This window comes from Pseudomonas sp. NPDC087336 (genome assembly GCF_044744285.1).
Lineage (GTDB): Bacteria > Pseudomonadota > Gammaproteobacteria > Pseudomonadales > Pseudomonadaceae > Aquipseudomonas.
Map to the genome: position 1 here is coordinate 82084 of NZ_JBIUYA010000014.1, position 24278 is coordinate 106361.

29 protein-coding genes are annotated in these 24278 nt (G+C 60.2%); 18 read left to right on the plus strand and 11 right to left on the minus strand.

Annotated elements, in window-relative coordinates; all coding sequences use genetic code 11:
- Window positions 1-8: 8 nt before the first annotated feature.
- The 5 genes from ACIO0C_RS16045 to ACIO0C_RS16065 are packed head-to-tail and all read left to right on the plus strand — an operon-like array spanning window position 9 to window position 3779.
- A complete protein-coding gene (locus tag ACIO0C_RS16045; protein WP_401313652.1) occupies window positions 9-416 on the plus strand; it encodes a FagA protein in 408 nt (135 codons plus the stop codon).
- Window positions 397-1773, plus strand: coding sequence for a class II fumarate hydratase (locus ACIO0C_RS16050; RefSeq protein ID WP_401313654.1), 1377 nt, complete (start codon window positions 397-399; stop codon window positions 1771-1773). The genes ACIO0C_RS16045 and ACIO0C_RS16050 overlap by 20 nt, the downstream gene beginning before the upstream one ends.
- 27 nt (window positions 1774-1800) lie before the next feature.
- Entirely contained in the window at window positions 1801-2241 is a 441-nt protein-coding gene (locus ACIO0C_RS16055) for a hypothetical protein (protein WP_401313656.1), read from the plus strand.
- 2 nt (window positions 2242-2243) lie between these two features.
- Window positions 2244-2855 (plus strand): superoxide dismutase, encoded by a 612-nt coding sequence (locus tag ACIO0C_RS16060; RefSeq protein ID WP_401313657.1) that lies wholly within the window; start codon window positions 2244-2246, stop codon window positions 2853-2855.
- A gap of 30 nt (window positions 2856-2885) precedes the next feature.
- Window positions 2886-3779: a ZIP family metal transporter gene (locus ACIO0C_RS16065; RefSeq protein WP_401313659.1), complete on the plus strand. Its 894-nt coding sequence runs from the start codon at window positions 2886-2888 to the stop codon at window positions 3777-3779.
- 50 nt (window positions 3780-3829) lie between these two features.
- On the opposite strand, the gene ACIO0C_RS16070 is transcribed toward ACIO0C_RS16065, so the two are convergent.
- From ACIO0C_RS16070 to ACIO0C_RS16115, 10 genes are all read right to left on the minus strand, one after another.
- Window positions 3830-4105: an HPr family phosphocarrier protein gene (locus tag ACIO0C_RS16070; protein ID WP_401313661.1), complete on the minus strand. Its 276-nt coding sequence runs from the start codon at window positions 4103-4105 to the stop codon at window positions 3830-3832.
- A gap of 15 nt (window positions 4106-4120) precedes the next feature.
- Window positions 4121-4978, minus strand: coding sequence for an RNase adapter RapZ (gene rapZ, locus ACIO0C_RS16075; protein WP_020796638.1), 858 nt, complete (start codon window positions 4976-4978; stop codon window positions 4121-4123).
- Between the two features lie 2 nt (window positions 4979-4980).
- Window positions 4981-5445 carry a PTS IIA-like nitrogen regulatory protein PtsN gene (gene ptsN / locus ACIO0C_RS16080; protein ID WP_401313663.1) on the minus strand — a complete coding sequence of 155 codons (465 nt, stop codon included), beginning with the start codon at window positions 5443-5445 and terminating at the stop codon, window positions 4981-4983.
- A 12-nt stretch (window positions 5446-5457) separates the two neighbouring features.
- A complete protein-coding gene (gene hpf, locus ACIO0C_RS16085; protein WP_008018717.1) occupies window positions 5458-5766 on the minus strand; it encodes a ribosome hibernation-promoting factor, HPF/YfiA family in 309 nt (102 codons plus the stop codon).
- A 75-nt stretch (window positions 5767-5841) separates the two neighbouring features.
- Window positions 5842-7335 carry an RNA polymerase factor sigma-54 gene (locus ACIO0C_RS16090; RefSeq protein WP_401313665.1) on the minus strand — a complete coding sequence of 498 codons (1494 nt, stop codon included), beginning with the start codon at window positions 7333-7335 and terminating at the stop codon, window positions 5842-5844.
- Window positions 7336-7519: 184 nt separating this feature from the next.
- A complete protein-coding gene (gene lptB, locus ACIO0C_RS16095; protein WP_090316106.1) occupies window positions 7520-8245 on the minus strand; it encodes an LPS export ABC transporter ATP-binding protein in 726 nt (241 codons plus the stop codon).
- Entirely contained in the window at window positions 8245-8793 is a 549-nt protein-coding gene (gene lptA / locus ACIO0C_RS16100) for a lipopolysaccharide transport periplasmic protein LptA (RefSeq protein WP_401313667.1), read from the minus strand. Before lptA ends, lptB begins: the two co-directional genes overlap by 1 nt.
- Window positions 8780-9352, minus strand: coding sequence for an LPS export ABC transporter periplasmic protein LptC (gene lptC, locus ACIO0C_RS16105; RefSeq protein ID WP_401313797.1), 573 nt, complete (start codon window positions 9350-9352; stop codon window positions 8780-8782). The genes lptA and lptC overlap by 14 nt, the downstream gene beginning before the upstream one ends.
- A gap of 8 nt (window positions 9353-9360) precedes the next feature.
- Window positions 9361-9885 (minus strand): KdsC family phosphatase, encoded by a 525-nt coding sequence (locus ACIO0C_RS16110; protein WP_401313669.1) that lies wholly within the window; start codon window positions 9883-9885, stop codon window positions 9361-9363.
- Window positions 9885-10859 carry a KpsF/GutQ family sugar-phosphate isomerase gene (locus ACIO0C_RS16115; protein WP_401313670.1) on the minus strand — a complete coding sequence of 325 codons (975 nt, stop codon included), beginning with the start codon at window positions 10857-10859 and terminating at the stop codon, window positions 9885-9887. The genes ACIO0C_RS16110 and ACIO0C_RS16115 overlap by 1 nt, the downstream gene beginning before the upstream one ends.
- A 275-nt stretch (window positions 10860-11134) precedes the next feature.
- Between ACIO0C_RS16115 and ACIO0C_RS16120 the strand changes: the two genes are divergently transcribed.
- The 10 genes from ACIO0C_RS16120 (at window position 11135) to hisC (ending at window position 19071) form a co-directional block, all read left to right on the plus strand.
- Window positions 11135-11944 (plus strand): ATP-binding cassette domain-containing protein, encoded by an 810-nt coding sequence (locus tag ACIO0C_RS16120; protein ID WP_401313672.1) that lies wholly within the window; start codon window positions 11135-11137, stop codon window positions 11942-11944.
- The gene (mlaE, locus tag ACIO0C_RS16125) at window positions 11944-12741 is read left to right on the plus strand and encodes a lipid asymmetry maintenance ABC transporter permease subunit MlaE (protein ID WP_401313674.1); all 798 of its coding nucleotides are present in this window, start codon (window positions 11944-11946) and stop codon (window positions 12739-12741) included. Before ACIO0C_RS16120 ends, mlaE begins: the two co-directional genes overlap by 1 nt.
- Window positions 12741-13208: an outer membrane lipid asymmetry maintenance protein MlaD gene (mlaD, locus tag ACIO0C_RS16130; RefSeq protein ID WP_008054374.1), complete on the plus strand. Its 468-nt coding sequence runs from the start codon at window positions 12741-12743 to the stop codon at window positions 13206-13208. The genes mlaE and mlaD overlap by 1 nt, the downstream gene beginning before the upstream one ends.
- A gap of 11 nt (window positions 13209-13219) precedes the next feature.
- Window positions 13220-13861 carry a phospholipid-binding protein MlaC gene (locus tag ACIO0C_RS16135; protein WP_401313676.1) on the plus strand — a complete coding sequence of 214 codons (642 nt, stop codon included), beginning with the start codon at window positions 13220-13222 and terminating at the stop codon, window positions 13859-13861.
- Window positions 13858-14163, plus strand: a complete 306-nt coding sequence (locus ACIO0C_RS16140) for a lipid asymmetry maintenance protein MlaB (protein ID WP_401313678.1) — start codon at window positions 13858-13860, stop codon at window positions 14161-14163. Before ACIO0C_RS16135 ends, ACIO0C_RS16140 begins: the two co-directional genes overlap by 4 nt.
- A 114-nt stretch (window positions 14164-14277) precedes the next feature.
- On the plus strand, window positions 14278-14517 hold the full coding sequence (locus ACIO0C_RS16145) for a BolA family protein (RefSeq protein ID WP_008054378.1): 240 nt from the start codon (window positions 14278-14280) through the stop codon (window positions 14515-14517).
- A 22-nt stretch (window positions 14518-14539) separates the two neighbouring features.
- Complete coding sequence (murA, locus tag ACIO0C_RS16150) at window positions 14540-15805, plus strand: UDP-N-acetylglucosamine 1-carboxyvinyltransferase (protein ID WP_401313679.1); 1266 nt, start codon at window positions 14540-14542, stop codon at window positions 15803-15805.
- 125 nt (window positions 15806-15930) lie between these two features.
- A complete protein-coding gene (gene hisG, locus ACIO0C_RS16155; RefSeq protein ID WP_008018703.1) occupies window positions 15931-16566 on the plus strand; it encodes an ATP phosphoribosyltransferase in 636 nt (211 codons plus the stop codon).
- Window positions 16567-16691: 125 nt separating this feature from the next.
- Entirely contained in the window at window positions 16692-18017 is a 1326-nt protein-coding gene (hisD, locus tag ACIO0C_RS16160; RefSeq protein WP_272604641.1) for a histidinol dehydrogenase, read from the plus strand.
- 1 nt (window position 18018) lies between these two features.
- The gene (gene hisC / locus ACIO0C_RS16165) at window positions 18019-19071 is read left to right on the plus strand and encodes a histidinol-phosphate transaminase (RefSeq protein ID WP_401313682.1); all 1053 of its coding nucleotides are present in this window, start codon (window positions 18019-18021) and stop codon (window positions 19069-19071) included.
- A gap of 118 nt (window positions 19072-19189) precedes the next feature.
- On the opposite strand, the gene algW is transcribed toward hisC, so the two are convergent.
- Window positions 19190-20350 carry a Do family serine endopeptidase AlgW gene (gene algW / locus ACIO0C_RS16170; protein ID WP_401313684.1) on the minus strand — a complete coding sequence of 387 codons (1161 nt, stop codon included), beginning with the start codon at window positions 20348-20350 and terminating at the stop codon, window positions 19190-19192.
- A 103-nt stretch (window positions 20351-20453) separates the two neighbouring features.
- Between algW and ACIO0C_RS16175 the strand changes: the two genes are divergently transcribed.
- From ACIO0C_RS16175 to cysN, 3 genes are all read left to right on the plus strand, one after another.
- Window positions 20454-21212, plus strand: a complete 759-nt coding sequence (locus ACIO0C_RS16175; RefSeq protein ID WP_401313686.1) for a Nif3-like dinuclear metal center hexameric protein — start codon at window positions 20454-20456, stop codon at window positions 21210-21212.
- 162 nt (window positions 21213-21374) lie between these two features.
- The gene (gene cysD, locus ACIO0C_RS16180; RefSeq protein WP_008054388.1) at window positions 21375-22292 is read left to right on the plus strand and encodes a sulfate adenylyltransferase subunit CysD; all 918 of its coding nucleotides are present in this window, start codon (window positions 21375-21377) and stop codon (window positions 22290-22292) included.
- A gap of 9 nt (window positions 22293-22301) precedes the next feature.
- A complete protein-coding gene (gene cysN / locus ACIO0C_RS16185) occupies window positions 22302-24200 on the plus strand; it encodes a sulfate adenylyltransferase subunit CysN (RefSeq protein WP_401313688.1) in 1899 nt (632 codons plus the stop codon).
- Window positions 24201-24278: the final 78 nt, after the last annotated feature.

Here is a 24278-nt window from a genome sequence, read left to right on the forward strand (position 1 = left end):
CCCGGATCATGAGTTCTGCCTTGCACGAGCAGCCCTACCTCGAAAGCTGGCGCTGGATGAGTCGCCAGATCCGTTGCGCGATGGATCCCGACGAGCCGCGCCTGATCGATCATTACCTGGCCGAAGGCCGGTATCTGGCCTGTTGCACGGCGACCTCGCCCTGGACCGTCGCTGAAACTTCCTTCCGTCTGTTGCTCGACACCGCCGCCGATGTCGCGCTGCCCTGGCACTGGCGCACTTACTGCCTGGACCAGGCCTGGCGCCCGCTGCGCGAACTCGAGCGCCTCTCTCTGTGCAAATGTCGCCTCAAACGCTGGCAGAGCTACACCTGGCAACTGGCGACCTGCGAGTTGCAGCCTTCGATTCCCTTAACTGAACTGGTGCAAGGATATTCAGATGACCAAGACACGTATTGAGCGCGACAGCATGGGCGAGCTTCAGGTCCCGCAAGACGCCCTCTACGGCGCACAGACCCAACGAGCGGTGGATAATTTCCCGATCAGCGGCAAGCCGATGCCGGTGCAGTTCATCCGCGCGCTGATCCTGGCCAAGGCTGCCGCTGCCCGGGCCAACATTGAGCTCAAGCAGATCAGCGAGTCCCAGGGCAACGCGATCGCCCTGGCGGCGCAAGGCCTGCTCGAAGGCGATTTCATGCAGCATTTCCCGGTGGATGTTTTCCAGACCGGTTCCGGCACCAGTTCCAACATGAATGCCAATGAAGTGATCGCCACCCTGGCCAGCCGCCTGCTCGGCGAGCCCGTGAATCCCAACGATCACGTCAACTGCGGCCAAAGCAGCAACGACATCATCCCGACCACTATCCATGTCAGTGCCGCGCTGGCCTTGCACGAGCAGTTGTTGCCGGCCCTGACCGAGCTGGTACAGGTGATCGAGAGCAAGGCGCAAGAGGTGCAACACCACGTCAAGACCGGTCGCACCCACCTGATGGATGCCATGCCGGTGCGCATGAGCCAGGTACTTAATGGTTGGGCGCAACAGCTCAAGGCCAACATCGGCCATTTGCAGAATCTGCTGCCAAGCCTGCAATCCCTGGCCCAGGGCGGCACGGCAGTGGGCACTGGCGTCAATGCGCATCCCGAATTCGCTGAGCGCTTCAGCCAACAGCTGAGCAAGCTGACCCAGGTGCAATTCACCCCGGGGGTGGATCTGTTTGCCTTGATCGGGTCCCAGGACACTGCCGTTGCCGTATCCGGCCAGCTCAAGGCCACCGCGGTTTCGCTGATGAAAATTGCCAACGACCTGCGCTGGATGAACTCCGGCCCCTTGGCCGGCCTGGGCGAGATAGAGCTCGAAGCCTTGCAACCGGGGTCTTCGATCATGCCCGGCAAGGTCAACCCGGTGATCCCGGAGGCCACCGCCATGGTCGCCGCCCAGGTGATCGGCAACGACACGGTGATCACCATCGCCGGTCAGTCGGGCAATTTCGAGCTCAACGTGATGCTGCCAATCGTCGCCCAGAACCTGCTGAGCAGTATCGAATTGCTGGCCAACTCCAGCCGGCTGCTGGGTGAAAAGGCAATTGCCAGTTTCAGGGTCAATGAAGACCGGATCAAACAAGCGCTGTCGCGCAACCCGATCCTGGTGACCGCACTCAACCCGATCATTGGCTACCAGAAGGCCGCTGAAATCGCCAAGAAGGCCTATCAGCAGGGCCGCCCGGTGATCGATGTCGCGCTGGAGCACACGGACCTGTCGCGTAGTCAGCTGGAAGAGTTGCTCAACCCGGAAAAACTCACCGCTGGCGGCGTGTAAACACTACCACCGCTTTGGAGGCTCACCATGGATCACTGGAAACGCACGATCGAAAGGGCAAATCGCTGTTTCATGTTGGGCGAGCTGGTCGATGCTCGCGAGGCTTACTTGCAGGCATTGGCACTGGCCCAGGTGCTGTTCGAGCGCTGGGGAAATGCCGATGAAGCGGTGGCGGCCTGCGTGATTTCCCATCACAACCTGGCGGACCTGCATCTGCGCCTGAATCAGCCGGAGGAGAGCGCCGAGTACCTGTGCGCCATCCACCAGCGCCTGTTGCAAGCCATGCAGGACCCGCGACTGAGCCCAGCCCTGCGCGAAGCCGCACTGCGCCAGAGCAACAAGACCTACGTCGAGCTGCTGAATTTCATCAGCGAACACGGTGAATACCCACGCACCCATCGTTTGCTGCACATCGATGCGGCCTCACCCTCGCAACGCCCTGTGCCTCACCCTCATGGAGTCCACTGAACATGGCTTTTACCCTGCCTGCCTTGCCGTATGCCTACGACGCCCTGGAACCGCACATCGATGCGCAGACCATGGAGATTCACTACACCAAGCACCACCAGACCTATATCAACAACCTGAACGCTGCTGTCGAGGGCACCGAGTTCGCCGAGTGGCCAGTGGAAAGGCTGGTGGCCGCCGTACAGCAACTGCCTGACAAGCTCCGTGCGGCAGTGATCAATCAGGGTGGCGGCCACGCCAACCATTCACTGTTCTGGGAGGTCATGGCGCCCCACGGCGGCGGCAAGCCCGAAGGCACGCTGGCCCGGGCCATCGACGAGCAACTGGGTGGCTTCGACAGTTTCAAGGAGGCTTTCACCAAGGCTGCCCTGAGCCGTTTCGGCAGTGGCTGGGCCTGGCTGAGCGTTACACCGCAGAAGTCCCTGGTCGTGGAAAGCAGTGGCAACCAGGACAGTCCGTTGATGAATGGCAATACGCCGATCCTCGGCCTGGATGTGTGGGAGCACGCTTACTACCTGCGCTATCAGAACCGCCGTCCGGAATACATCGGCGCGTTCTACAACGTGATCAATTGGCCAGAAGTTGCTGCGCGCTATCAAGCTGCACTGGCCTGAGTGTTCAATAAAAACAACCCAAGGCTGATTATGGGCACTGAAACACTGGCGATCGGAAGTGGACGAATGTTTCGTTACGCTTTTGGATCGCTGCTACTGCTGGCGGGCACGAGCTTGCTGGTTGCACACGGGCTGGCGTGGCTGGATCTGGAGCCGCGGCTATCGCGGGCGTTGCAGGGCGGTGCGATCTGCGCCCTGGGTACCGCGCTCGGGGCCGTACCGGTGCTGGTGATCCGGCGTATGCCCCAGGCACTCAGCGATACCCTGCTGGGCTTTGGTGCTGGCGTGATGCTCGCGGCGACAGCGTTTTCGCTGATCGTGCCGGGCATTGCGGCGGCAGAAAACCTCGACATGACGCCGTGGGCAGCCAGCAGCTTGATCTGTTTCGGCATCATGCTCGGCGCGCTCGCTTTGTTCCTGGTGGATCGCAAGGTCGCGCAAGCTTCACCACAAATGCTCATCGGCTCCGTGGAGCATCCGGTGATCCCGCCACGGATCTGGCTGTTCGTGTTTGCAATCATTGCCCATAACATCCCTGAAGGCATGGCGGTCGGCGTGTCGGCCGGTGGTGGTATGCCTGATGCCGACAGCCTGGCAATGGGCATTGCCTTGCAGGATGTGCCGGAAGGGTTGGTGATCGCGTTGGTCCTGGCCGGGGCAGGGATGTCGCGTTTCAAGGCTTTTTTGATGGGTGCAGCGTCAGGTTTGGTTGAGCCGGTGTTCGCGCTGTTGTGCGCGTGGCTGGTGAGCCTGGCTGAACTGTTGTTGCCTTTGGGTTTGGCGCTGGCGGCGGGGGCGATGCTGTTGGTGGTCACCCACGAAGTCATTCCCGAGTCGCGGCGGCATGGTCACGACAAGCTGGCCAGCCTTGGGTTGCTGATCGGGTTTTGTTTGATGATGGTGATGGATACGGCGTTGGGTTGAGAAAAAGATCGTCCGAATGCGGCCCGAGCCTGCGGACGATCTTTTGACCTTTACTCGCCTTCGTCGAAGTAGTTGTTGATCAACGCTACCAGCGCATCCAGCGCTTGCTGTTCCTGCTCGCCTTGCGTGCTCAGATAAATCCTGGTGCCCTTGCCGGCGGCCAGCATCATCATCGCCATGATGCTTTTACCATCGACGGTGGTTTCTGGCGTGCGTCCTACCCTGATCGTGCATTCCTTGAATTGACCGGCGACCCCAACGAATTTTGCCGAAGCGCGGGCATGCAGGCCCAGCTTGTTGATGATTTCGATTTCCAGAGCAGGCATCGCGATGTGAATCCTTTAGCTGAGGTCGCGGTGGCGAACCTGGACATTCTTCAGGGATTGCTGCAGGACCTGGCCAAGACGTTCAGTCAGGTAGACGGAGCGGTGATGGCCGCCGGTGCAGCCAATGGCAATGGTGACATAGGCACGGTTGCTGGCGGCAAAGCGTGGCAGCCATTTGAGCAAGTAAGTAGAAATGTCCTGGAACATTTCCTCCACATCGGGTTGCGCCGCCAGGTATTCGGCCACCGGTTGGTCGAGCCCGGACTGCTCGCGCAGTTCCGGCTTCCAGTAAGGATTGGGCAGGCAGCGCACATCGAATACCAGGTCGGCGTCGACCGGCATGCCGCGCTTGAACCCGAACGATTCCACGAGGAACGCCGTACCGGGTTCCGGCTGGTTCAGCAGGCGCAGCTTGATGGTATCGCGCAGTTGATACAAGTTCAGGCTGGTGGTGTTGAGCTTGAGATCGGCAAGGTCGGCAATCGGCCCGAGCAGGGTGGTCTCGTCGTTGATCGCTTCGGCCAGTGAGCGGTTGGCATTGCTCAGCGGGTGGCGCCGACGGGTTTCCGAGAAACGTTTGAGCAGGGTTTCCTCGTCGGCATCCAGGTACAGGACATCACACTGGATGTGGCGACTGCGCACTTCGGCCAGCAACTCGGGGAACCGCGACAGGTGGCTTGGCAGGTTGCGTGCATCGATGGATACGGCAACCAGCGGTTGTGCCAGCTCGGTGTGGATCAGCGCTCGCTCGGCCAGTTCGGGCAGCAACCCCGCCGGCAGGTTGTCTATGCAGTAGTAGCCGTTGTCCTCGAGGACGTCGAGGGCGGTACTTTTACCCGAGCCGGAGCGGCCGCTGACGATGATCAAGCGCATGATTACTGCCCGTTTTGCTCGCTCAGGACAACCTGATACAAGGCTTCATTGCTCGGGGCGCTGCGCAGTTTGTCGCGCACGTCCTTGCGGTCGAGCATGCTGGCAATCTGGCGCAACAACTCCAGGTGCGCATCGGTGGCGGCTTCCGGGACCAGCAGCACAAACAGCAGGTCAACCGGGGCGCCGTCGATGGCGTCGAAATCGATGGGGGCATCCAAGTGCATCAAGGCGCTGATGGGTGCGTTGCAGCCCTTCAGGCGACAGTGGGGAATGGCGATGCCGTTGCCAAAACCGGTCGAGCCCAGTTTTTCACGGGCAATCAAAGCCTCGAAGACATCTTGCATCTCCAGATCCGGCACTTCGCGATGGATAAGGTTGGCAATTTGCTCGAGGGCTTTCTTTTTACTGCCGCCCGGCACGTTCACCAGGGAACGGCCGGGGGTCAGGATGCTTTCAAGTCGGATCATGGGTTGGGAGTGTTAACGACCCGTAGCGCCCTGGAGGAGGCTCTGGGTCTTTTCCTTATGCTTTTTGAGTTGTTTATCCAGCTTGTCGGTCAATGCGTCGATCGCCGCGTACATGTCGGTATGTTCCGCGTTGGCGACCACTTCATTGCCGGGAATATGCAGCGTGGCTTCGATTTTCTGCTTCAGCTTTTCGACCGTCATCGTGACCTGCACGTTAGTGATCTTGTCGAAATGTCGCTCCAATCGTTCGAGTTTTTCGCCGATGTAGGAGCGAAGAGGTTCGGTCACTTCCAGTTGGTGTCCACTGATGTTGACTTGCATACAGCTTCTCCTTCGTTGCCAGTGCATAAAGCGGCAGATCCAGATGATCTGCCACTGGAACGCTGTGGCGTGGCCCTACATCAACCGCTTGCGTTCGCTCGAAGGCGCGATCCCCAGGGATTCGCGGTACTTGGCGACGGTGCGGCGGGCCACCTGAATGCCTTGTGCCTCCAGTAAACCAGCGATCTTGCTGTCACTCAACGGCTTTTTCTGATTTTCCGCAGCTACCAGTTTTTTGATGATCGCGCGAATCGCCGTGGACGAGCATTCTCCGCCTTCGGAGGTGCTGACGTGGCTGGAGAAAAAGTATTTCAGTTCATAGATTCCCCGAGGGGTATGCATGAATTTCTGCGTGGTGACCCGTGAAATCGTCGACTCGTGCATGCCGACTGCTTCGGCGATGTCATGCAGGACCAATGGTTTCATCGCCTCGTCGCCGTACTCCAGGAAGCCGCGCTGATGCTCGACGATCTGCGTGGCCACTTTCATCAGGGTTTCGTTGCGGCTTTGCAGGCTCTTGATGAACCAGCGGGCTTCCTGCAGCTGATTGCGCATGAAGGTGTTGTCGGCGCTGGTGTCGGCACGGCGAACGAACCCTGCATACTGGGCGTTGACCCGCAGGCGAGGCACCGACTCCTGGTTGAGCTCCACCAGCCAGCGTTCGTTGTCCTTGCGCACGATCACGTCGGGAACCACGTATTCGGCTTCGGTCGACTCGATTTGCGAGCCCGGGCGCGGGTTGAGGCTCTGGACCAGTTCGATGACCTGGCGCAGTTCATCTTCCTTGAGCTTCATGCGGCGCATCAGCTGGCTGTAGTCGCGGCTACCGAGCAAGTCGATGTAGTCGGTGACCAGGCGCTTGGCTTCGGCCAGCCAAGGTGTCTTGGCGGTTAGCTGGCGCAATTGCAGCAGCAGGCATTCGCCCAGGTTGCGCGCACCGATACCGGCGGGTTCGAATTGCTGGATGCGGTGCAGGACGGCTTCGATTTCGTCCAGTTCGATGTCCAGTTCCGGATCGAAGGCTTCGAGGATTTCCTCCAGCGTCTCGTCCAGATAACCCTGGTTGTTGATGCAGTCGATCAGGGTCACGGCGATCAGGCGATCGGTGTCGGACATCGGTGCCAGGTTCAATTGCCACAACAGGTGGCTTTGCAGGCTCTCGCCGGCCGATGTGCGGGTGGTGAAATCCCACTCGTCGTCATCGTTGCTCGGCAGGCTGCTGGCACTGGTCTGGTAGACGTCTTCCCAGGCGGTGTCGACAGGCAGTTCATTGGGGATGCGCTCGTTCCAGTCGCCTTCCTCGATGTTATCGACGGTCGGGGCGCTTTCCTGGTATGAGGGTTCCTGGGTGTCGGTACTGGGCTGGTGTTCGGCGTTGTCGGCCAGTGGGTCGGAATTATCGAAGTCGTCGCCTTCTTCCTGGCGCTCGAGCATCGGATTGGACTCCAGGGCCTCCTGGATTTCCTGTTGCAGGTCCAGGGTCGACAATTGGAGCAGGCGGATGGCCTGTTGCAGCTGCGGTGTCATCGTCAGCTGCTGGCCCATTCTCAAGACTAGCGATGGTTTCATGGCAGGGGCTTAACACCTTATTCGCCGGCGCACATGCGCCATCCACTACAGGGCGCCGGAGCGCCAAACTTAAGCAAATTATATGCCCGAAACTGCGGCGTTTGCCTAGAGCGCTGTAACAATAAAAAAAGATTGATTTTTTATTGCGGCAAGCGCTCGGCCGACCCGCCGGACACCGCGATGCTTACAGGCGGAATTCATGCCCCAGGTACACTTCCTTCACCAGGTCATTGGCCAGGATGGTTTCAGCGTCGCCTTCGGCGATCAGTTGGCCATCGTTGACAATATAGGCGGTTTCGCAGATATCCAGGGTTTCACGGACGTTGTGGTCGGTGATCAGCACGCCGATCCCCTTCGCCTTGAGGTGGTGGATGATCTGCTTGATGTCGCCTACCGAGATCGGGTCCACGCCGGCGAATGGTTCGTCGAGCAGGATGAATTTCGGGTTGGTGGCCAGTGCCCGGGCGATTTCCACGCGGCGGCGCTCGCCACCTGACAGGCTCATGCCGAGGCTGTCGCGGATGTGGCTGATGTGGAACTCCTGCAGCAGGCTTTCCAGTTCCTTGCGGCGACCGGCCTTGTCGAGTTCCTTGCGGGTCTCGAGGATGGCCATGATGTTGTCGGCCACCGACAGTTTGCGGAAGATCGATGCTTCCTGCGGCAGATAACCGATACCCGCCTTGGCGCGACCGTGCATCGGCTGGTGACTGACGTCGAGGTCATCGATCAGCACGCGGCCCTGATCGGCCTGTACCAGGCCGACGATCATGTAGAAGCAGGTGGTCTTGCCGGCGCCGTTGGGGCCGAGCAGGCCGACGATCTGGCCGCTGTCGATGGACAGGCTGACGTCACGCACGACCTGGCGGCTCTTGTAGCTCTTGGCCAGATGCTGAGCTTTCAGAGTTGCCATTACTGCGCCTTTTGCTCGTCGGTTTTCTTTTTCGGCTGGATCACCATGTCTATGCGCGGACGCGACTCGGTCACCTTGCTGCCCGTGGCGCGACCGGCGCTGGCCAGTTTTTTCTCGGTGTCATAGACGATCTTCTCGCCCTGGGTGGTGTTGTTGTCCTTGTCGACGACCTTGGCCTTGTCGATCAGCACGACGCGGTTTTGCGTGGCGTGGTACTGGATGGTTACGCCCCAGCCTTGCACAGGCTTGGCGTCGCCTGCCGTTTGCAGTTGCTCGAAATAGGCCAGGTTGCCCACCGAGGTCACTACGTCGATGTCGCCATTGGGGGCGCGGGTCATGGTCACCTTGTTGCCGGTCACCTTCATCGAGCCCTGGGTGATGATCACATCGCCCGTATAGGTGGCTACGCCGTTCTTGTCGTCCAGTTGGGCATCGTCGGCCTGAATGCGGATTGGCTGCTGCTGATCGTCCGGCAGAGCCCAGGCGCTCACGCTTCCCAGTGCTGCGCCCAGACTGAGCAAAATAGGGAGGGTTTTAACGAGCCTCATACTGTCCTCTTACGTTCGATAGCAGGTGTATCCTGCTTTCTTTCAAATACGCCTTCATGCCCTTGCCGGTCGATACACCGCCAGCGCCGTCGATTCTAACGTCTTGCTCGGTCTGCGCATATTGCTGCTGCGGAAACACGGTCATGCGGGTGGTGGTGATCAGCGTCCTGCGGTTTTTCTCGTCGAAACGGGTAATGCGCACCGAATCGATCAGTTCGACCTGTGTGCCGTCCGGATTGACTTCGCCTTTTTCGCTCTGCACGTGCCACGGGAACTCGGTGCCGCGGAACATGTTCAGGTCGGGATTGGTCAGCAGCGTCACTTCGGTGGCTTTGAGGTGCTCGACCTTGTCCGACGTCATCTCGTATTGCAGCCTGCCGTCCGGCAGGAACTGCACGCTGTGGGCGTTGGTGGCGTAATAGTCGATCGCGCTCTCATCGACGTGCACTACCGGCTTGTCGAGAAAGCGTTCCGGGCTGATGTTCCAGTAGCCGACCGCGGCGAAAATCGCCGTGATGCTACCGAACAGCATAATGTTGCGAATCTTTTTACTTGGCATGATCTGGCTCACAGGTACGCGGCGTTGGCCTCATCGAGGCGGCCTTGGGCGCGCAGGATCAATTCGCAGAATTCACGTGCGGCACCTTCGCCACCGCGGGCTTGGGTGGTGCCGTGGGCGTGCTCGCGCACGAAACTGGCGGCGTTGGCCACCGCCATGCCCAGACCGACGCGGCGGATCACCGGCAGGTCCGGCAAATCGTCACCGAGATAGGCAACCTGCTCATAGCTTAGGCCGAGTTGCGCAAGAAGCTCGTCGAGTACCACCAGTTTGTCTTCGCGCCCCTGATACAGGTGGGGAATGCCGAGGTTCTTCGCGCGTCGTTCGACCACCGGGGTTTTGCGGCCGCTGATGATGGCGGTTTGCACGCCGGCCGCCATCAGCATCTTGATGCCCTGGCCGTCGAGGGTGTTGAACGTCTTGAATTCGCTGCCGTCTTCGAGGAAGTACAGACGCCCGTCGGTCAGGACGCCGTCGACATCGAACACCGCCAGTTTGATCTGTTGGCCGCGTTGCAGCAGGTCCGTGCTCATTACATTACTCCCGCACGCAGCAAGTCGTGCATGTTCAGGGCACCGACCGGGCGATCTTCGCTGTCGACCACGACCAGCGCGTTGATTTTGTGATCTTCCATTATTTTCAGGGCCTCGGCGGCGAGCATTTCGGCGCGGGCGGTCTTGCCATGGGTGGTCATGACCTGGTCGATAGTGGCGCTGTGGATATCGATGCTGCGGTCCAGCGCGCGACGCAAGTCACCGTCGGTGAAGATCCCGGCCAGCTTGCCGTCGACCTCGAGTACCACGGTCATGCCCAGGCCCTTGCGGGTCATTTCCATCAGCGCATCCTTGAGCAGGGTGCCGCGCTGTACTTGCGGCAGCTCTTGCCCGGCGTGCATGACGTTTTCCACTTTCAGCAGCAGGCGTCGGCCCAGTGCGCCGCCCGGGTGGGAAAAGGCGAAATCCTCGGCGGTAAAACCGCGAGCTTCCAGCAACGCGACGGCCAACGCATCGCCCATGACCAGCGCGGCGGTCGTCGACGAGGTGGGCGCCAGGTTCAGCGGGCAGGCCTCATGCTCGACCTGCACATTCAGGTTGACCTCGGCCGCCTTGGCGAGTGGCGAGTCGGGCTTGCCGGTCATGCTGATCAGCTGGATGCCCAGGCGCTTGATCAGCGGCAGCAGGGTGACGATTTCATTGGTTGAGCCGGAGTTCGACAGCGCCAGGATGATGTCGTCGCGGGTGATCATGCCCATGTCGCCATGGCTGGCTTCGGCAGGGTGCACGAAAAAGGCCGTGGTGCCGGTACTGGCCAGGGTGGCGGCGATCTTGTTGCCGATGTGCCCCGATTTGCCCATGCCGACCACGACCACGCGGCCTTTGCTGGCCAGAATCATTTCGCAGGCGCGCACGAAATCGGCGTCGATACGGGGCAGCAAGCTTTTTACGGCTTCCAGTTCGAGGCGGATGGTGCGCTGTGCTGACTTGATCAGGTCGCTGGATTGGCTCATTTCGAAAATATATAGCCTGGTGAAAAGGCGGCGATTATAGCCGGTATGGTTGAAACCCTCACGCAAGTTCGTTGCCCATTGTCATTCCTTGTAACCGAATCCCCTCTAGATGGAGCTTCCTGGCTGTCATGCTGCTGAACATGGCCCGGCATTGGCCTTGGGCGCGTGACGCTTGCAGTGATATAGTTCGCCGCCAGTTCGGCCCGCCCGGGAAGTATGTGCTTTTGTCAGGAAGCCAGGCGTCCGAGTGTGAGGCTGCATCGCAAGGAGTTTAGATGAGTGCCGATAACGCCTACGCGGTCGAGCTGAAGGGACTGACCTTCAAGCGCGGTACGCGCAGCATTTTCAATAACATTGATATCCGTATCCCGCGCGGCAAGGTCACCGGCATCATGGGACCTTCCGGGTGTGGCAAGACCACGCTGTTGCGCTTGATGGGCGCGCAGTTGCGGCCTGCCAGTGGCGAAGTCTGGGTCAATGGTCAGAACCTGCCGACGTTGTCGCGCAGTGATCTGTTCGATGCACGCAAGCACATGGGTGTGCTGTTTCAGAGTGGCGCACTGTTTACCGACCTCGATGTCTTCGAGAACGTCGCCTTTCCGTTGCGCGTTCATACCGGGCTGCCCGAAGAAATGATCCGCGACATCGTCCTGCTCAAATTGCAGGCCGTGGGGTTGCGGGGCGCCATCGACCTGATGCCCGACGAACTGTCCGGCGGCATGAAGCGTCGCGTCGCGCTGGCGCGGGCGATTGCGCTCGATCCGCAAATTCTCATGTACGACGAGCCCTTTGTCGGCCAGGACCCCATCGCCATGGGGGTGCTGGTGCGCCTGATCCGCTTGCTCAACGATGCGCTGGGCATTACCAGTATCGTGGTTTCCCATGACCTGGCCGAAACCGCCAGTATTGCCGACTACATCTATGTGGTGGGCGACGGGCAGGTGTTGGGGCAGGGCACACCGGACGAACTGATGAATTCGGACGAGCCGCGTATCCGTCAATTCATGACAGGCGACCCCGATGGTCCGGTCGCCTATCACTTTCCAGCGACGGATTACCGCGCAGATCTTCTGGGGAAGCGTTGATGCGCAAGATTTCACTGTTGGAAAGGGTGCGCCGGTTCGGCCACGCAGGCATCGACGTGCTGGCGGTGTTCGGGCGCTCTTCGATTTTTCTGTTTCACGCTCTGCTGGGGCGCGGTGGTATCGGTGGCGGGTTTGGCTTGCTGATCAAGCAACTGCATTCGGTGGGTGTGATGTCCCTGGTGATCATCGTGGTCTCCGGGATATTCATCGGCATGGTGCTGGCGCTCCAGGGCTTCAATATCCTGTCCAGCTACGGTTCGGAGCAGGCGGTGGGGCAGATGGTGGCGCTGACGCTGCTGCGTGAGTTGGGGCCGGTGGTCACGGCATTGCTGTTCGCCGGGCGTGCCGGGTCGGCATTGACGGCGGAAATCGGCAACATGAAGTCCACCGAACAGCTCTCCAGCCTGGAAATGATCGGGGTGGACCCGCTCAAGTACATCATTGCCCCGCGCCTGTGGGCCGGCTTCATTTCCTTACCGGTGCTGGCAATGATTTTCAGCGTGGTGGGTATCTGGGGCGGCTCCTGGGTGGCCGTCGACTGGCTGGGTGTGTATGAAGGTTCCTACTGGTCGAACATGCAGAACAGCGTGACCTTTGCCGACGATGTGCTCAACGGCATCATCAAAAGCCTGGTCTTCGCCTTCGTCGTGACCTGGATCGCCGTATTCCAAGGCTATGACTGCGAGCCCACTTCAGAGGGGATCAGTCGTGCCACTACCAAGACCGTGGTGTATGCCTCTTTGGCTGTGCTCGGCCTGGACTTTATTCTGACCGCCTTGATGTTTGGAGATTTCTGATGCAAAACCGCACCCTGGAAATCGGTGTCGGCCTTTTCTTGCTGGCTGGCATCCTGGCTTTGCTGTTGCTGGCGTTGCGGGTCAGTGGACTGTCCCCGAGCCCGAGCACCGAAACCTATAAACTTTATGCGTATTTCGACAATATCGCCGGTTTGACTGTCAGAGCTAAAGTGACCATGGCCGGTGTGACCATCGGCAAGGTCACGGCAATCGATCTGGACCGCGACAGTTTCACCGGTCGGGTGACCATGCAGCTGGAAAAGCGCGTAGATAATCTACCGGCAGACTCCACTGCATCTATCCTGACCGCTGGCCTGTTGGGCGAGAAGTACATCGGTATCAGTGTGGGTGGGGAAGAAGCCCTGCTCAAGGATGGCGGGACCATCCACGACACCCAGTCGTCGCTGGTGCTCGAGGACCTGATCGGTAAATTCCTGCTCAATACCGTTAGCAAAGACGCCAAATGAGGAGCTTTTGAATGATCTCTACCTTGCGACGTGGCCTGTTGGTTGTGCTCGCGGCCTTGCCGTTGGTGGCCAACGCCGTGGCGGCGCCTACCGCGCACGAGCTGGTTCAGGACACCACCAACCGCTTGCTGGCCGACCTGGCCGCCAATAAAGAGAAGTACAAACAGGATCCGCAGGACTTCTATGCGGCGCTCAACAGCATTGTTGGGCCTGTGGTGGATGCCGAAGGTATTTCCAAAAGCATCATGACGGTCAAGTACTCGCGCAAGGCTACCCCTGCGCAAATGAAGACCTTTGAAGAAAACTTCAAGAAGGGCCTGTTCCAGTTCTATGGCAATGCCTTGCTCGAATACAATAACCAGGGCATCACCGTTGATCCTGCCAAGGACGAGTCGGGCGAGCGTACGAGCGTCGGCATGACGGTCAAGGGCAGCAATGGCGCGATCTATCCTGTGTCCTACACACTGGAGAAGATCGGCGGCGAGTGGAAACTGCGTAACGTCATCATCAACGGCATCAACATTGGCAAGTTGTTCCGTGATCAGTTCGCTGATGCGATGCAGCGCAATGGCAACGACCTGGACAAAACCATCAATGGTTGGGCCGGGGAAGTCGCCAAGGCCAAGGAATCCACCGAGAAACAGACCCAATGAGTGAGGCGGCGGTCAGCATGGACGAAGCCGGCGAGCTGCGGCTAAGCGGTGTGCTGGATTATCGCACCGGCCCTGAGCTGCGCCAGCAGGGCAAGGCACTGATCAGCGCCAGCAAGGCCGCGGCCGTGGTGGTCGATTGTTCGGCGGTGGAGAAATCCAGCAGCGTCGGTCTGTCGTTGCTGTTGTGTTTCATGCGTGATGCCCAGGCGGCCGGCAAGGCGCTGAGCATCCGCGGGATGCCAGAAGACATGCGCGAAATCGCTCAGGTCAGTGAACTGACCGAGCTGTTGGCGCATCCCTAACCCGCATCTATGAACAAGCCCCCCGTCAGAGTCCTGCTTCGCGGGGTTCGCAGGCGCGGGGCTTTTTTGTATGATGTCCGACCCGCGCGCACAGGGCGCCGATTGAGGTTGAGCATGCAGGCCGTAGAAGTGAAGAGCTTCCTAGAAGGAAAGCTGCCCGGAACGAAGGTGGAAGTCGAGGGCGAAGGCTGCAATTTCCAGCTGAACGTGATTAGCGATGAACTGGCGGCGTTGAGCCCGGTGAAGCGTCAGCAGCAGATCTATGCCCATTTGAACCCATGGATCACCGATGGCAGCATCCATGCTGTCACTATGAAATTTTTCAGCAGCGCGGCCTGGGCCGAGCGCACCTGAGCCCAAGGGCGTCGAGATTCTTATGGATAAATTGATTATTACTGGCGGTGCTCGTCTTGACGGCGAGATCCGCATCTCCGGGGCAAAGAACTCCGCCCTGCCGATCCTGGCGGCCACCCTGCTGTGCGATGGTCCGGTGACCGTTGCCAACCTGCCACACCTGCACGACATCACCACCATGATCGAGCTGTTCGGTCGCATGGGGATCGAGCCGGTGATCGACGAGAAGCTGGCCGTCGAAATTGATCCGCGCACCATCAAGACCCTGATCGCTCCGTACGAACTGGTTAAAACCATGCGTGCGTCGATCCTGGTTCTGGGCCCGATGGTTGCCCGTTTCGGTGAAGCCGAAGTCGCGTTGCCTGGCGGTTGCGCCATTGGTTCGCGTCCGGTTGACCTGCACATCCGTGGCCTGGAGGCCATGGGCGCGGTCATTGACGTCGAAGGCGGCTACATCAAGGCCAAGGCGCCTGAAGGCGGCCTGCGCGGTGCGCACTTCTTCTTCGATACCGTCAGCGTGACCGGTACCGAAAACATCATGATGGCCGCTGCCCTGGCCAAGGGCCGCAGCGTCCTGGCAAACGCCGCGCGCGAGCCTGAAGTCGTCGACCTGGCGAACTTCCTGAACGCCATGGGTGCCAAGGTTTCGGGCGCTGGCACCGACACCATCACCATCGATGGCGTCGAGCGCCTGCACACCACCACCTACAAGGTGATGCCGGACCGTATCGAAACCGGCACCTACCTGGTGGCCGCGGCCGTGACCGGCGGTCGTGTGAAGGTCAAGGACACCGATCCGACCATCCTCGAAGCCGTGCTGGAGAAACTCCGCGAAGCAGGCGCCGAAATCAATACCGGTGAAGACTGGATCGAGCTGAACATGCACGGCAAGCGGCCTAAAGCCGTGAACGTGCGTACCGCTCCGTACCCGGCGTTCCCGACCGACATGCAGGCGCAGTTCATCTCCCTCAACGCCATTGCCGAAGGCACCGGTGCCGTGATCGAGACGATCTTCGAAAACCGTTTCATGCACGTTTATGAGCTGCACCGCATGGGCGCGCACATCCAGGTCGAAGGCAACACCGCCATCGTCACTGGCATCGAAAAGCTCAAGGGCGCGCCAGTGATGGCCACCGACCTGCGTGCTTCGGCCAGCCTGGTAATTTCGGCGTTGATCGCTGAAGGCGATACCCTGATCGACCGCATCTACCACATCGACCGTGGTTATGAGTGCATCGAGGAGAAACTGCAGATGCTGGGCGCCAAGATCCGCCGCGTTCCGGGCTAGTTGTTGCAGATGGGGCACAGGGATGTGCCCAATGTTTTTCAAGTCGAGCCGGTTTCCGGCTCGATGCGTGTCCGGCGCCGATTGCGACCGGGCATAAGATTCCTGATTAAGGGCTGACGTTTCCCATGCTGACCATCGCACTGTCCAAGGGCCGCATCCTTGACGACACCCTGCCGCTTCTGGCTGAAGCGGGCATCGTGCCGACCGAGAATCCGGACAAGAGCCGCAAGCTGATCATTCCCACGACCCAGGAAGACGTACGCCTGTTGATCGTGCGCGCCACCGACGTGCCGACGTATGTCGAGCATGGTGCCGCCGACCTCGGTGTCGCAGGTAAAGACGTGCTGATGGAATATGGTGGCCAGGGCCTGTACGAGCCGCTGGACCTGCAGATTGCCCAGTGCAAGTTGATGACCGCCGGCAAGGTCGGCGCGGTCGAGCCCAAGGGTCGCCTGCGTATCGCCACCAAGTTCGTCAACGTTGCCAAGCGTTACTACGCCGAGCAGGGCCGTCAGGTCGACATCATCAAGCTCTACGGCTCGATGGAGCTGGCGCCGCTGATCGGCCTGGCTGACAAGATCATTGACGTGGTCGACACCGGTAACACGCTGCGGGCCAATGGCCTGGAGCCACAGGATTTCATCGCGGCCATCAGCTCCCGGCTGATCGTCAACAAAGCGTCGATGAAAATGCAGCACGCCCGTATCCAGGCGTTGATCGACACCCTGCGCAAGGCAGTGGAGTCTCGACACCGCGGCTGATTCACTTGCGCGACTTTGAGTCGCGCCGTCTATCCGCCTCATAGCCAGAATTCTCAGGTGCCCAAGCGGATCGAATGTTAGTTTCGGGCGCCTGAGTTTTTTGCCAATCCTATGAGGCTCTCGCTATGACCGCACCGACTGCAATTCGCCGACTCAACGCTGCTGACCCGGATTTCGCGCATCATCTGGATCATCTGCTGAGCTGGGAAAGTGTGTCTGACGACTCGGTCAATCAGCGGGTGCTGGACATCATCAAGGCCGTGCGCGAGCGTGGCGATGCTGCGTTGGTGGAATTCACCCGCCAGTTCGACGGGCTGGACGTCGCGTCCATGGCGGACCTGATCCTGCCACGCGAACGCCTGGAGCTGGCACTTACCCGCATTACCGTGCCGCAGCGCGAAGCCCTGGAAAAAGCCGCGGCCCGCGTACGCAGCTACCACGAAAAGCAGAAACAGGACTCCTGGAGCTACACCGAGGCCGACGGCACCGTGCTGGGCCAGAAAGTCACGCCGCTCGATCGCGCCGGTCTGTACGTACCGGGCGGCAAGGCGTCGTACCCCTCTTCAGTGTTGATGAACGCGATTCCGGCCAAGGTTGCCGGTGTGACCGAAGTGGTCATGGTGGTGCCGACCCCGCGCGGTGAAATCAACGAGCTTGTGCTGGCGGCTGCCTGCATCGCCGGCGTTGACCGTGTGTTCACCATTGGTGGCGCACAAGCGGTTGCCGCGCTGGCTTATGGCACCGAAAGCGTGCCGCAGGTCGACAAAGTGGTTGGCCCGGGCAACATCTATGTCGCCACCGCCAAGCGTCACGTGTTTGGCCAGGTCGGTATCGACATGATCGCCGGTCCGTCCGAGATCCTCGTGGTATGTGACGGCCAGACCGATCCTGACTGGATCGCCATGGACCTGTTCTCCCAAGCCGAGCATGACGAAGATGCCCAGGCGATTCTGGTCAGCCCGGATGCGGCCTTCCTCGATCAGGTCGCCGCGAGCATCGCCAAACTGATGCCGACCATGGAGCGCGCCGAGATCATCGAAACCTCGATCAACGGCCGTGGTGCGCTGATCCAGGTGCGTGACATGGAGCAAGCCATCGAAGTGGCCAACCGCATTGCGCCGGAGCACCTGGAGCTGTCGGTCGCCGATCCGCACGCCTGGCTCCCGCAGATCCGCCATGCCGGTGCCATCTTCATGGGCCGTCACACCAGCGAAGCGCTGGGCGACTACTGCGCAGGCCCGAACCACGTATTGCCGACTTCCGGCACGGCGCGGTTCTCGTCGCCGCTGGGCGTATACGACTTCCAGAAACGTTCGTCGATCATTTTTTGCTCGGAGCAGGGCGCGTCAGACCTGGGCAAAACCGCTTCCGTGCTGGCCCGTGGCGAGTCGCTGACCGCCCACGCCCGCAGTGCCGAATACCGCATCATCGACGATAAGCAGGGGAACTGAGATGAGTAAATTCTGGAGCCCGTTCGTCAAGAATCTGGTGCCCTACGTGCCGGGCGAACAGCCAAAGCTGGCAAAACTGGTGAAGCTCAACACCAACGAAAACCCGTACGGTCCATCGCCCAAGGCCCTGGCTGCGATGCAGACCGAGCTGAGCGACAACCTGCGCCTCTACCCGGACCCGAACAGCGATCTGCTGAAAAATGCCGTGGCCAAGTACTACGGCGTGCAGAGCAACCAGGTGTTCCTCGGCAACGGTTCCGACGAAGTCCTGGCGCACATCTTCCACGGGTTGCTGCAACACGATCAGCCGCTGCTGTTCCCGGACATCAGCTACAGCTTCTATCCGGTCTACTGCGGTTTGTACGGCATCAAGTTCGACGCGGTGCCGCTGGACGAGCAATTCCAGATCAACCCCGCGGACTATGCAAAACCGAACGGCGGGATCATCTTTCCCAACCCGAACGCACCGACCGGTTGTCTGTTGGCACTGGAGGCGGTCGAGCAAATCCTCAAGGCCAGCCCGGAATCGGTGGTCGTGGTGGATGAGGCTTACATCGACTTCGGTGGCGAGACGGCAATCACCTTGGTGGACCGTTATCCGAACCTGCTGGTGACCCAGACCCTGTCCAAATCCCGTTCCCTGGCCGGCCTGCGGGTTGGCCTGGCGGTGGGGCATCCGGACCTGATCGAGGCGCTGGAGCGGATCAAGAACAGCTTCAACTCCTATCCGATCGATCGCATCGCCAATGTCGGTGCGGCGGCGGCGTTCGAGGATCGCGAGTATTTCGACAAGACCTGCCGTCTGGTGATCGAGAGCCGCGAAAAGGTCGTTGCGCAATTGCAGGCCAAGGGCTTTGAAGTGCTGCCGTCGGCGGCGAACTTCATTTTTGCCCGTCACCCGCAGCATGATGCGGCGGGACTGGCAGCGAAGTTGCGTGAGCAGGGCGTTATTGTCCGGCACTTCAAGCAGGAGCGGATTGCCCAGTTCCTGCGGATCTCGATTGGCACGCCTGAGCAGAATCAGGCACTGATCGACGGCCTCGGCGACCTATAATTCACAACTAATCCTGTGGGCGCGTGGCTTGCCCGCGATGAACGATAACGCGGTGTACCTGACGCACCGCGGTGTTCCTATCGCGGGCAAGCCACGCTCCCACAGTGATCTGGGTTGCTTAGTTTTCTTCTTTGTCTTTCACCGGTGCAGGTGGCGGACGTAGACCAATCTCAGCCGTGAGCTTGAGTTCCTTGCCGTTGCGCATCACCTGAATCGCGACTTTGTCGGTTGGCTTGATCCGCGCGACCTGGTTCATCGAGCGCCGACCATCGCCCGCCGGCTCGCCATCGATGCTGAGGATCACGTCGCCCAATTGCAGGCCGGCCTTTTGTGCCGGACCGTCGCGGAAAATCCCCGCCACCACGATGCCCGGACGCCCCGACAGGCCAAACGATTCCGCCAGTTCCTGGGACAATGGCTGCACTTCGATACCGAGCCAGCCGCGGATCACCTGGCCGTGTTCGATGATCGACTTCATCACTTCCATGGCCAGCTTCACCGGAATCGCGAAACCGATGCCTTGCGAGCCGCCGGACTTGGAGAAGATCGCCGTGTTGATGCCGGTCAGGTTGCCATTGGCGTCCACCAGCGCACCGCCGGAGTTGCCGGGGTTGATCGCGGCGTCTGTCTGGATGAAGTCTTCGTAGTTGTTCAGGCCCAGCTGATTGCGCCCGGTGGCACTGATGATGCCCATGGTCACCGTCTGGCCAACGCCGAACGGGTTGCCGATGGCGAGGGCCACGTCGCCGATGCGGATGTTGTCGGAGCGGCCGACGGTGATCGAAGGCAGTTTCTTCAGGTCGATCTTGAGGACCGCGAGGTCGGTTTCCGGGTCGCTGCCGATCACCCGTGCCAGGGTTTCACGGCCATCCTTGAGCGCCACCACGATCTGGTCGGCACCGCTGGTCACGTGGTTGTTGGTCAGGATGTAACCTTCCGGGCTCATGATCACGCCGGAGCCGAGGCTTGACTCCATGCGTTTCTGCTTGGGCGAGTTGTCGCCGAAGAAGCGGCGGAACTGCGGGTCCTCGAACAGCGGATGATTGGGTTTGTTGATGACTTTGGTGGTGTACAGGTTCACCACCGACGGCGCGGCGGTGGTCACCGCGTCGGCATAGGACACCGGGCCTTGCTGCATGCTGGTGGTTTGCGGGGCTTGTTGCAGGTTCACGTCGAGGCTTGGAAGCCCGACCCACTGCGGGTAACGCTGGATGATTAACAGAGCGACAAGCACGCCGGCCAACAGCGGCCAGCCGGAAAAACGCAGCGCCTTGAGCATTAAACACGTCCTGAGAGAGTTGCAGGCGGTATGAGACCGCTCATAATGACGCGCATTATACGAGGCCGCGCGTGCCTCTGAACGGGATATTTAGGAGTCTTTTATGGCCGTCGCCCTGAGCACCCTGGTCGAAGAAGCCGACCGTTACCTCGGCAGTTCGAAAATTGCCGATTACTGTCCCAACGGCCTGCAGGTCGAGGGCCGGCCGCAGGTGATGCGCATTGTCAGTGGCGTCACCGCCAGCCAGGCCTTGCTCGATGCCGCGGTGCAGGCCAACGCCGACCTGGTGCTGGTGCATCACGGCTACTTCTGGAAAGGCGAGAACCCGTGCATCACCGGCATGAAGCAGCGCCGCCTGAAAACGTTGCTCAAGCACGACATCAGCCTGCTGTCCTATCACCTGCCGCTGGACCTGCACCCTGAGGTTGGCAACAACGTGCAGTTGGCGCGGCAGCTGGACATCACCGTCGAAGGTCCGCTCGATCCCGACAACCTGAAGATCGTCGGTCTGGTCGGCTCGTTGAACGAGCCCGTGACGGCCCGGGATTTTGCTCGCCGGGTGCAGGAAGTCATGGGTCGCGAGCCGTTGCTGATCGAAGGCAGCGCAATGATTCGCCGCGTTGGCTGGTGCACCGGTGGCGGTCAGGGCTACATTGATCAGGCGGTGTTGGCGGGTGCCGATCTGTACCTGAGCGGCGAAGCCTCGGAGCAAACCTTCCACAGCGCCCGGGAAAACGACATCAGCTTCATTGCTGCCGGGCACCATGCCACCGAGCGCTATGGCGTGCAGGCGCTGGGTGATTACCTGGCGAAGCGGTTTGCCCTTGAGCACATCTTTATCGATTGCCCCAACCCGATCTGACGACGAGATGACCTGCAGGGGGCTGCGAAGCCCAAACGGCTGGGCATATTCATATGCTCTTTCGATCTAGTTGGCGTCCTGATTAGAAGGGGGCGCTGTGCTAGGATTCCCCGCTCGAACACGGCCCGCTGGCCGTTCATAAGAATGTTTTCGTGAGTAGCCATGGTCGACAAACTGACGCATCTGAAACAGCTGGAGGCGGAAAGCATCCACATCATCCGCGAGGTGGCCGCCGAGTTCGATAACCCGGTGATGCTGTACTCCATCGGTAAAGACTCCGCCGTGATGCTGCACCTGGCACGCAAGGCGTTCTTCCCCGGCAAGCTGCCGTTCCCGGTGATGCACGTCGACACCCAGTGGAAGTTCCAGGAGATGTACAGCTTCCGCGACAAGATGGTTGCCGAGCTGGGCCTGGACCTGATCACCCATGTGAACCCTGAAGGTGTGGCGCAAGGCATCAACCCGTTCACCCACGGCAGTGCCAAGCACACCGACATCATGAAGACCGAGGGCCTGAAGCAGGCACTGGACAAGCATGGTTTCGATGCCGCCTTCGGTGGCGCGCGCCGCGATGAAGAGAAATCCCGCGCCAAAGAGCGCGTGTACTCGTTCCGCGATAGCAAGCACCGCTGGGACCCGAAAAACCAGCGCCCGGAGCTGTGGAACGTCTACAACGGCAAGGTCAACAAGGGCGAATCCATTCGCGTATTCCCATTGTCGAACTGGACCGAGCTGGACATCTGGCAATACATCTATCTTGAAGGCATCCCGATCGTCCCGTTGTACTTCGCCGCCGAGCGTGAAGTCATCGAGAAGAACGGCACCCTGATCATGATCGACGACGAGCGCATCCTCGAACACCTGAGCGATGAAGACAAAGCTCGCATCGTCAAAAAGAAAGTGCGTTTCCGTACCCTGGGCTGCTACCCGTTGACGGGCGCGGTGGAGTCCGAGGCCGAAAGCCTCACGGACATCATTCAGGAAATGCTCCTGACGCGAACTTCCGAGCGCCAGGGCCGTGTCATCGACCACGATGGCGCAGGCTCGATGGAAGACAAAAAACGTCAGGGTTATTTCTAAGGGGTTGTCATGTCGCACGCATCTGATTTGATCAGCGAGGACATCCTCGCCTACCTGGGCCAGCACGAACGTAAAGAACTGCTGCGCTTTTTGACCTGCGGTAACGTCGACGACGGCAAGAGCACCCTGATCGGGCGCCTGCTGCACGACTCCAAGATGATCTACGAGGATCACCTGGAAGCGATTACCCGCGACTCGAAAAAAGTCGGCACCACCGGTGAAGACATCGACCTGGCACTGCTGGTCGATGGCCTGCAGGCCGAGCGTGAACAAGGCATCACCATCGATGTTGCGTACCGCTACTTCTCCACCGCCAAGCGCAAATTCATCATCGCCGACACCCCCGGCCATGAGCAGTACACCCGCAACATGGCCACCGGTGCGTCCACCTGTGACCTGGCGATCATCCTGGTCGACGCCCGCTACGGCGTGCAGACCCAGACCCGTCGCCACAGCTTCATCGCCTCGTTGCTGGGCATCAAGCACATCGTCGTCGCCATCAACAAGATGGACCTCAAGGACTTCGACCAAGGCGTGTTCGAGTCGATCAAGGCCGACTACCTTCAGTTCGCCGAAGGCCTGAAGATGAAGCCCACCAGCATGCACTTCGTGCCGATGTCGGCACTGAAGGGCGACAATGTGGTGAACAAGTCCGAGCGCTCGCCGTGGTACACCGGCCAGTCGCTGATGGAAATCCTCGAGACCGTGGAAGTGGCGGGCGATCGCAACTTCACCGACCTGCGTTTCCCGGTGCAGTACGTCAACCGTCCGAACCTGAACTTCCGTGGCTTCGCCGGTACGCTGGCCAGCGGCATCGTCAAGAAAGGCGACGAAGTCGTGGTGCTGCCGTCGGGCAAGAGCAGCCGCGTGAAGTCCATCGTCACCTTCGAAGGTGAACTGGAACACGCAGGTCCAGGTCAGGCAGTCACTCTGACCATGGAAGACGAAATCGACATCTCCCGTGGCGACCTGTTGGTTCACGCCGACAACGTGCCGCCGGTGACCGACAGCTTCGAAGCCATGCTGGTGTGGATGGCTGAAGAGCCGATGCTGCCGGGCAAGAAATACGACATCAAGCGCGCCACCAGTTACGTGCCGGGCTCCATCGCCAGCATCGTCAACAAAGTCGACGTGAACACCCTGGAAGAAGGTCCGGCCAGCGCGTTGCAGTTGAACGAAATCGGCAAGGTCAAGATCGCGCTCGACGCGCCGATTGCCCTCGACGGTTACGAAAGCAACCGCACCACCGGTGCATTCATCATCATCGACCGCCTGACCAACGGCACCGTTGGCGCCGGCATGATCGTCGCGCAGCCGGTGGCGCATGGCACCAGCACGCACCACGGCAAACTGGCTCACGTCGCTACCGAAGAGCGCGCCCAGCGCTTCGGCCAGCAACCGGCCACCGTGTTGTTCAGCGGCTTGTCGGGCGCGGGCAAAAGCACCTTGGCGTATGCGGTTGAACGCAAGCTGTTCGACCTGGGTCGTGCGGTGTACGTGCTCGATGGCCAGAACCTGCGTCACGACCTGAACAAAGGTCTGCCACAGGATCGCGCCGGGCGTACCGAGAACTGGCGTCGTGCCGCTCACGTGGCGCGTCAGTTCAACGAAGCCGGCCTGCTGACCCTGGCGGCGTTCGTTGCGCCGAGTGCCGAAGGTCGTGAGCAGGCCAGGGAGCTGATCGGCAAAGAGCGTCTGGTGACGGTCTACGTCCAGGCCTCGCCGACGGTCTGTGCCGAGCGTGACCCACAAGGCCTGTACGCGGCAGCCGGGGACAACATCCCAGGCGAATCCTTCCCGTACGACGTGCCGCTGGATGCCGATCTGGTGATCGATACCCAGTCCGTGTCGCTGGAAGAAGGCGTCAAGCAAGTGCTGGATCTGCTGCGTAAGCGCGGCGCGATCTAAGCGCTGGCCGCAAATAAAAAAACCGCCGATGAGTGATCATCGGCGGGTTTTTTTATGTCTTGTCGGACGCCATCGCTG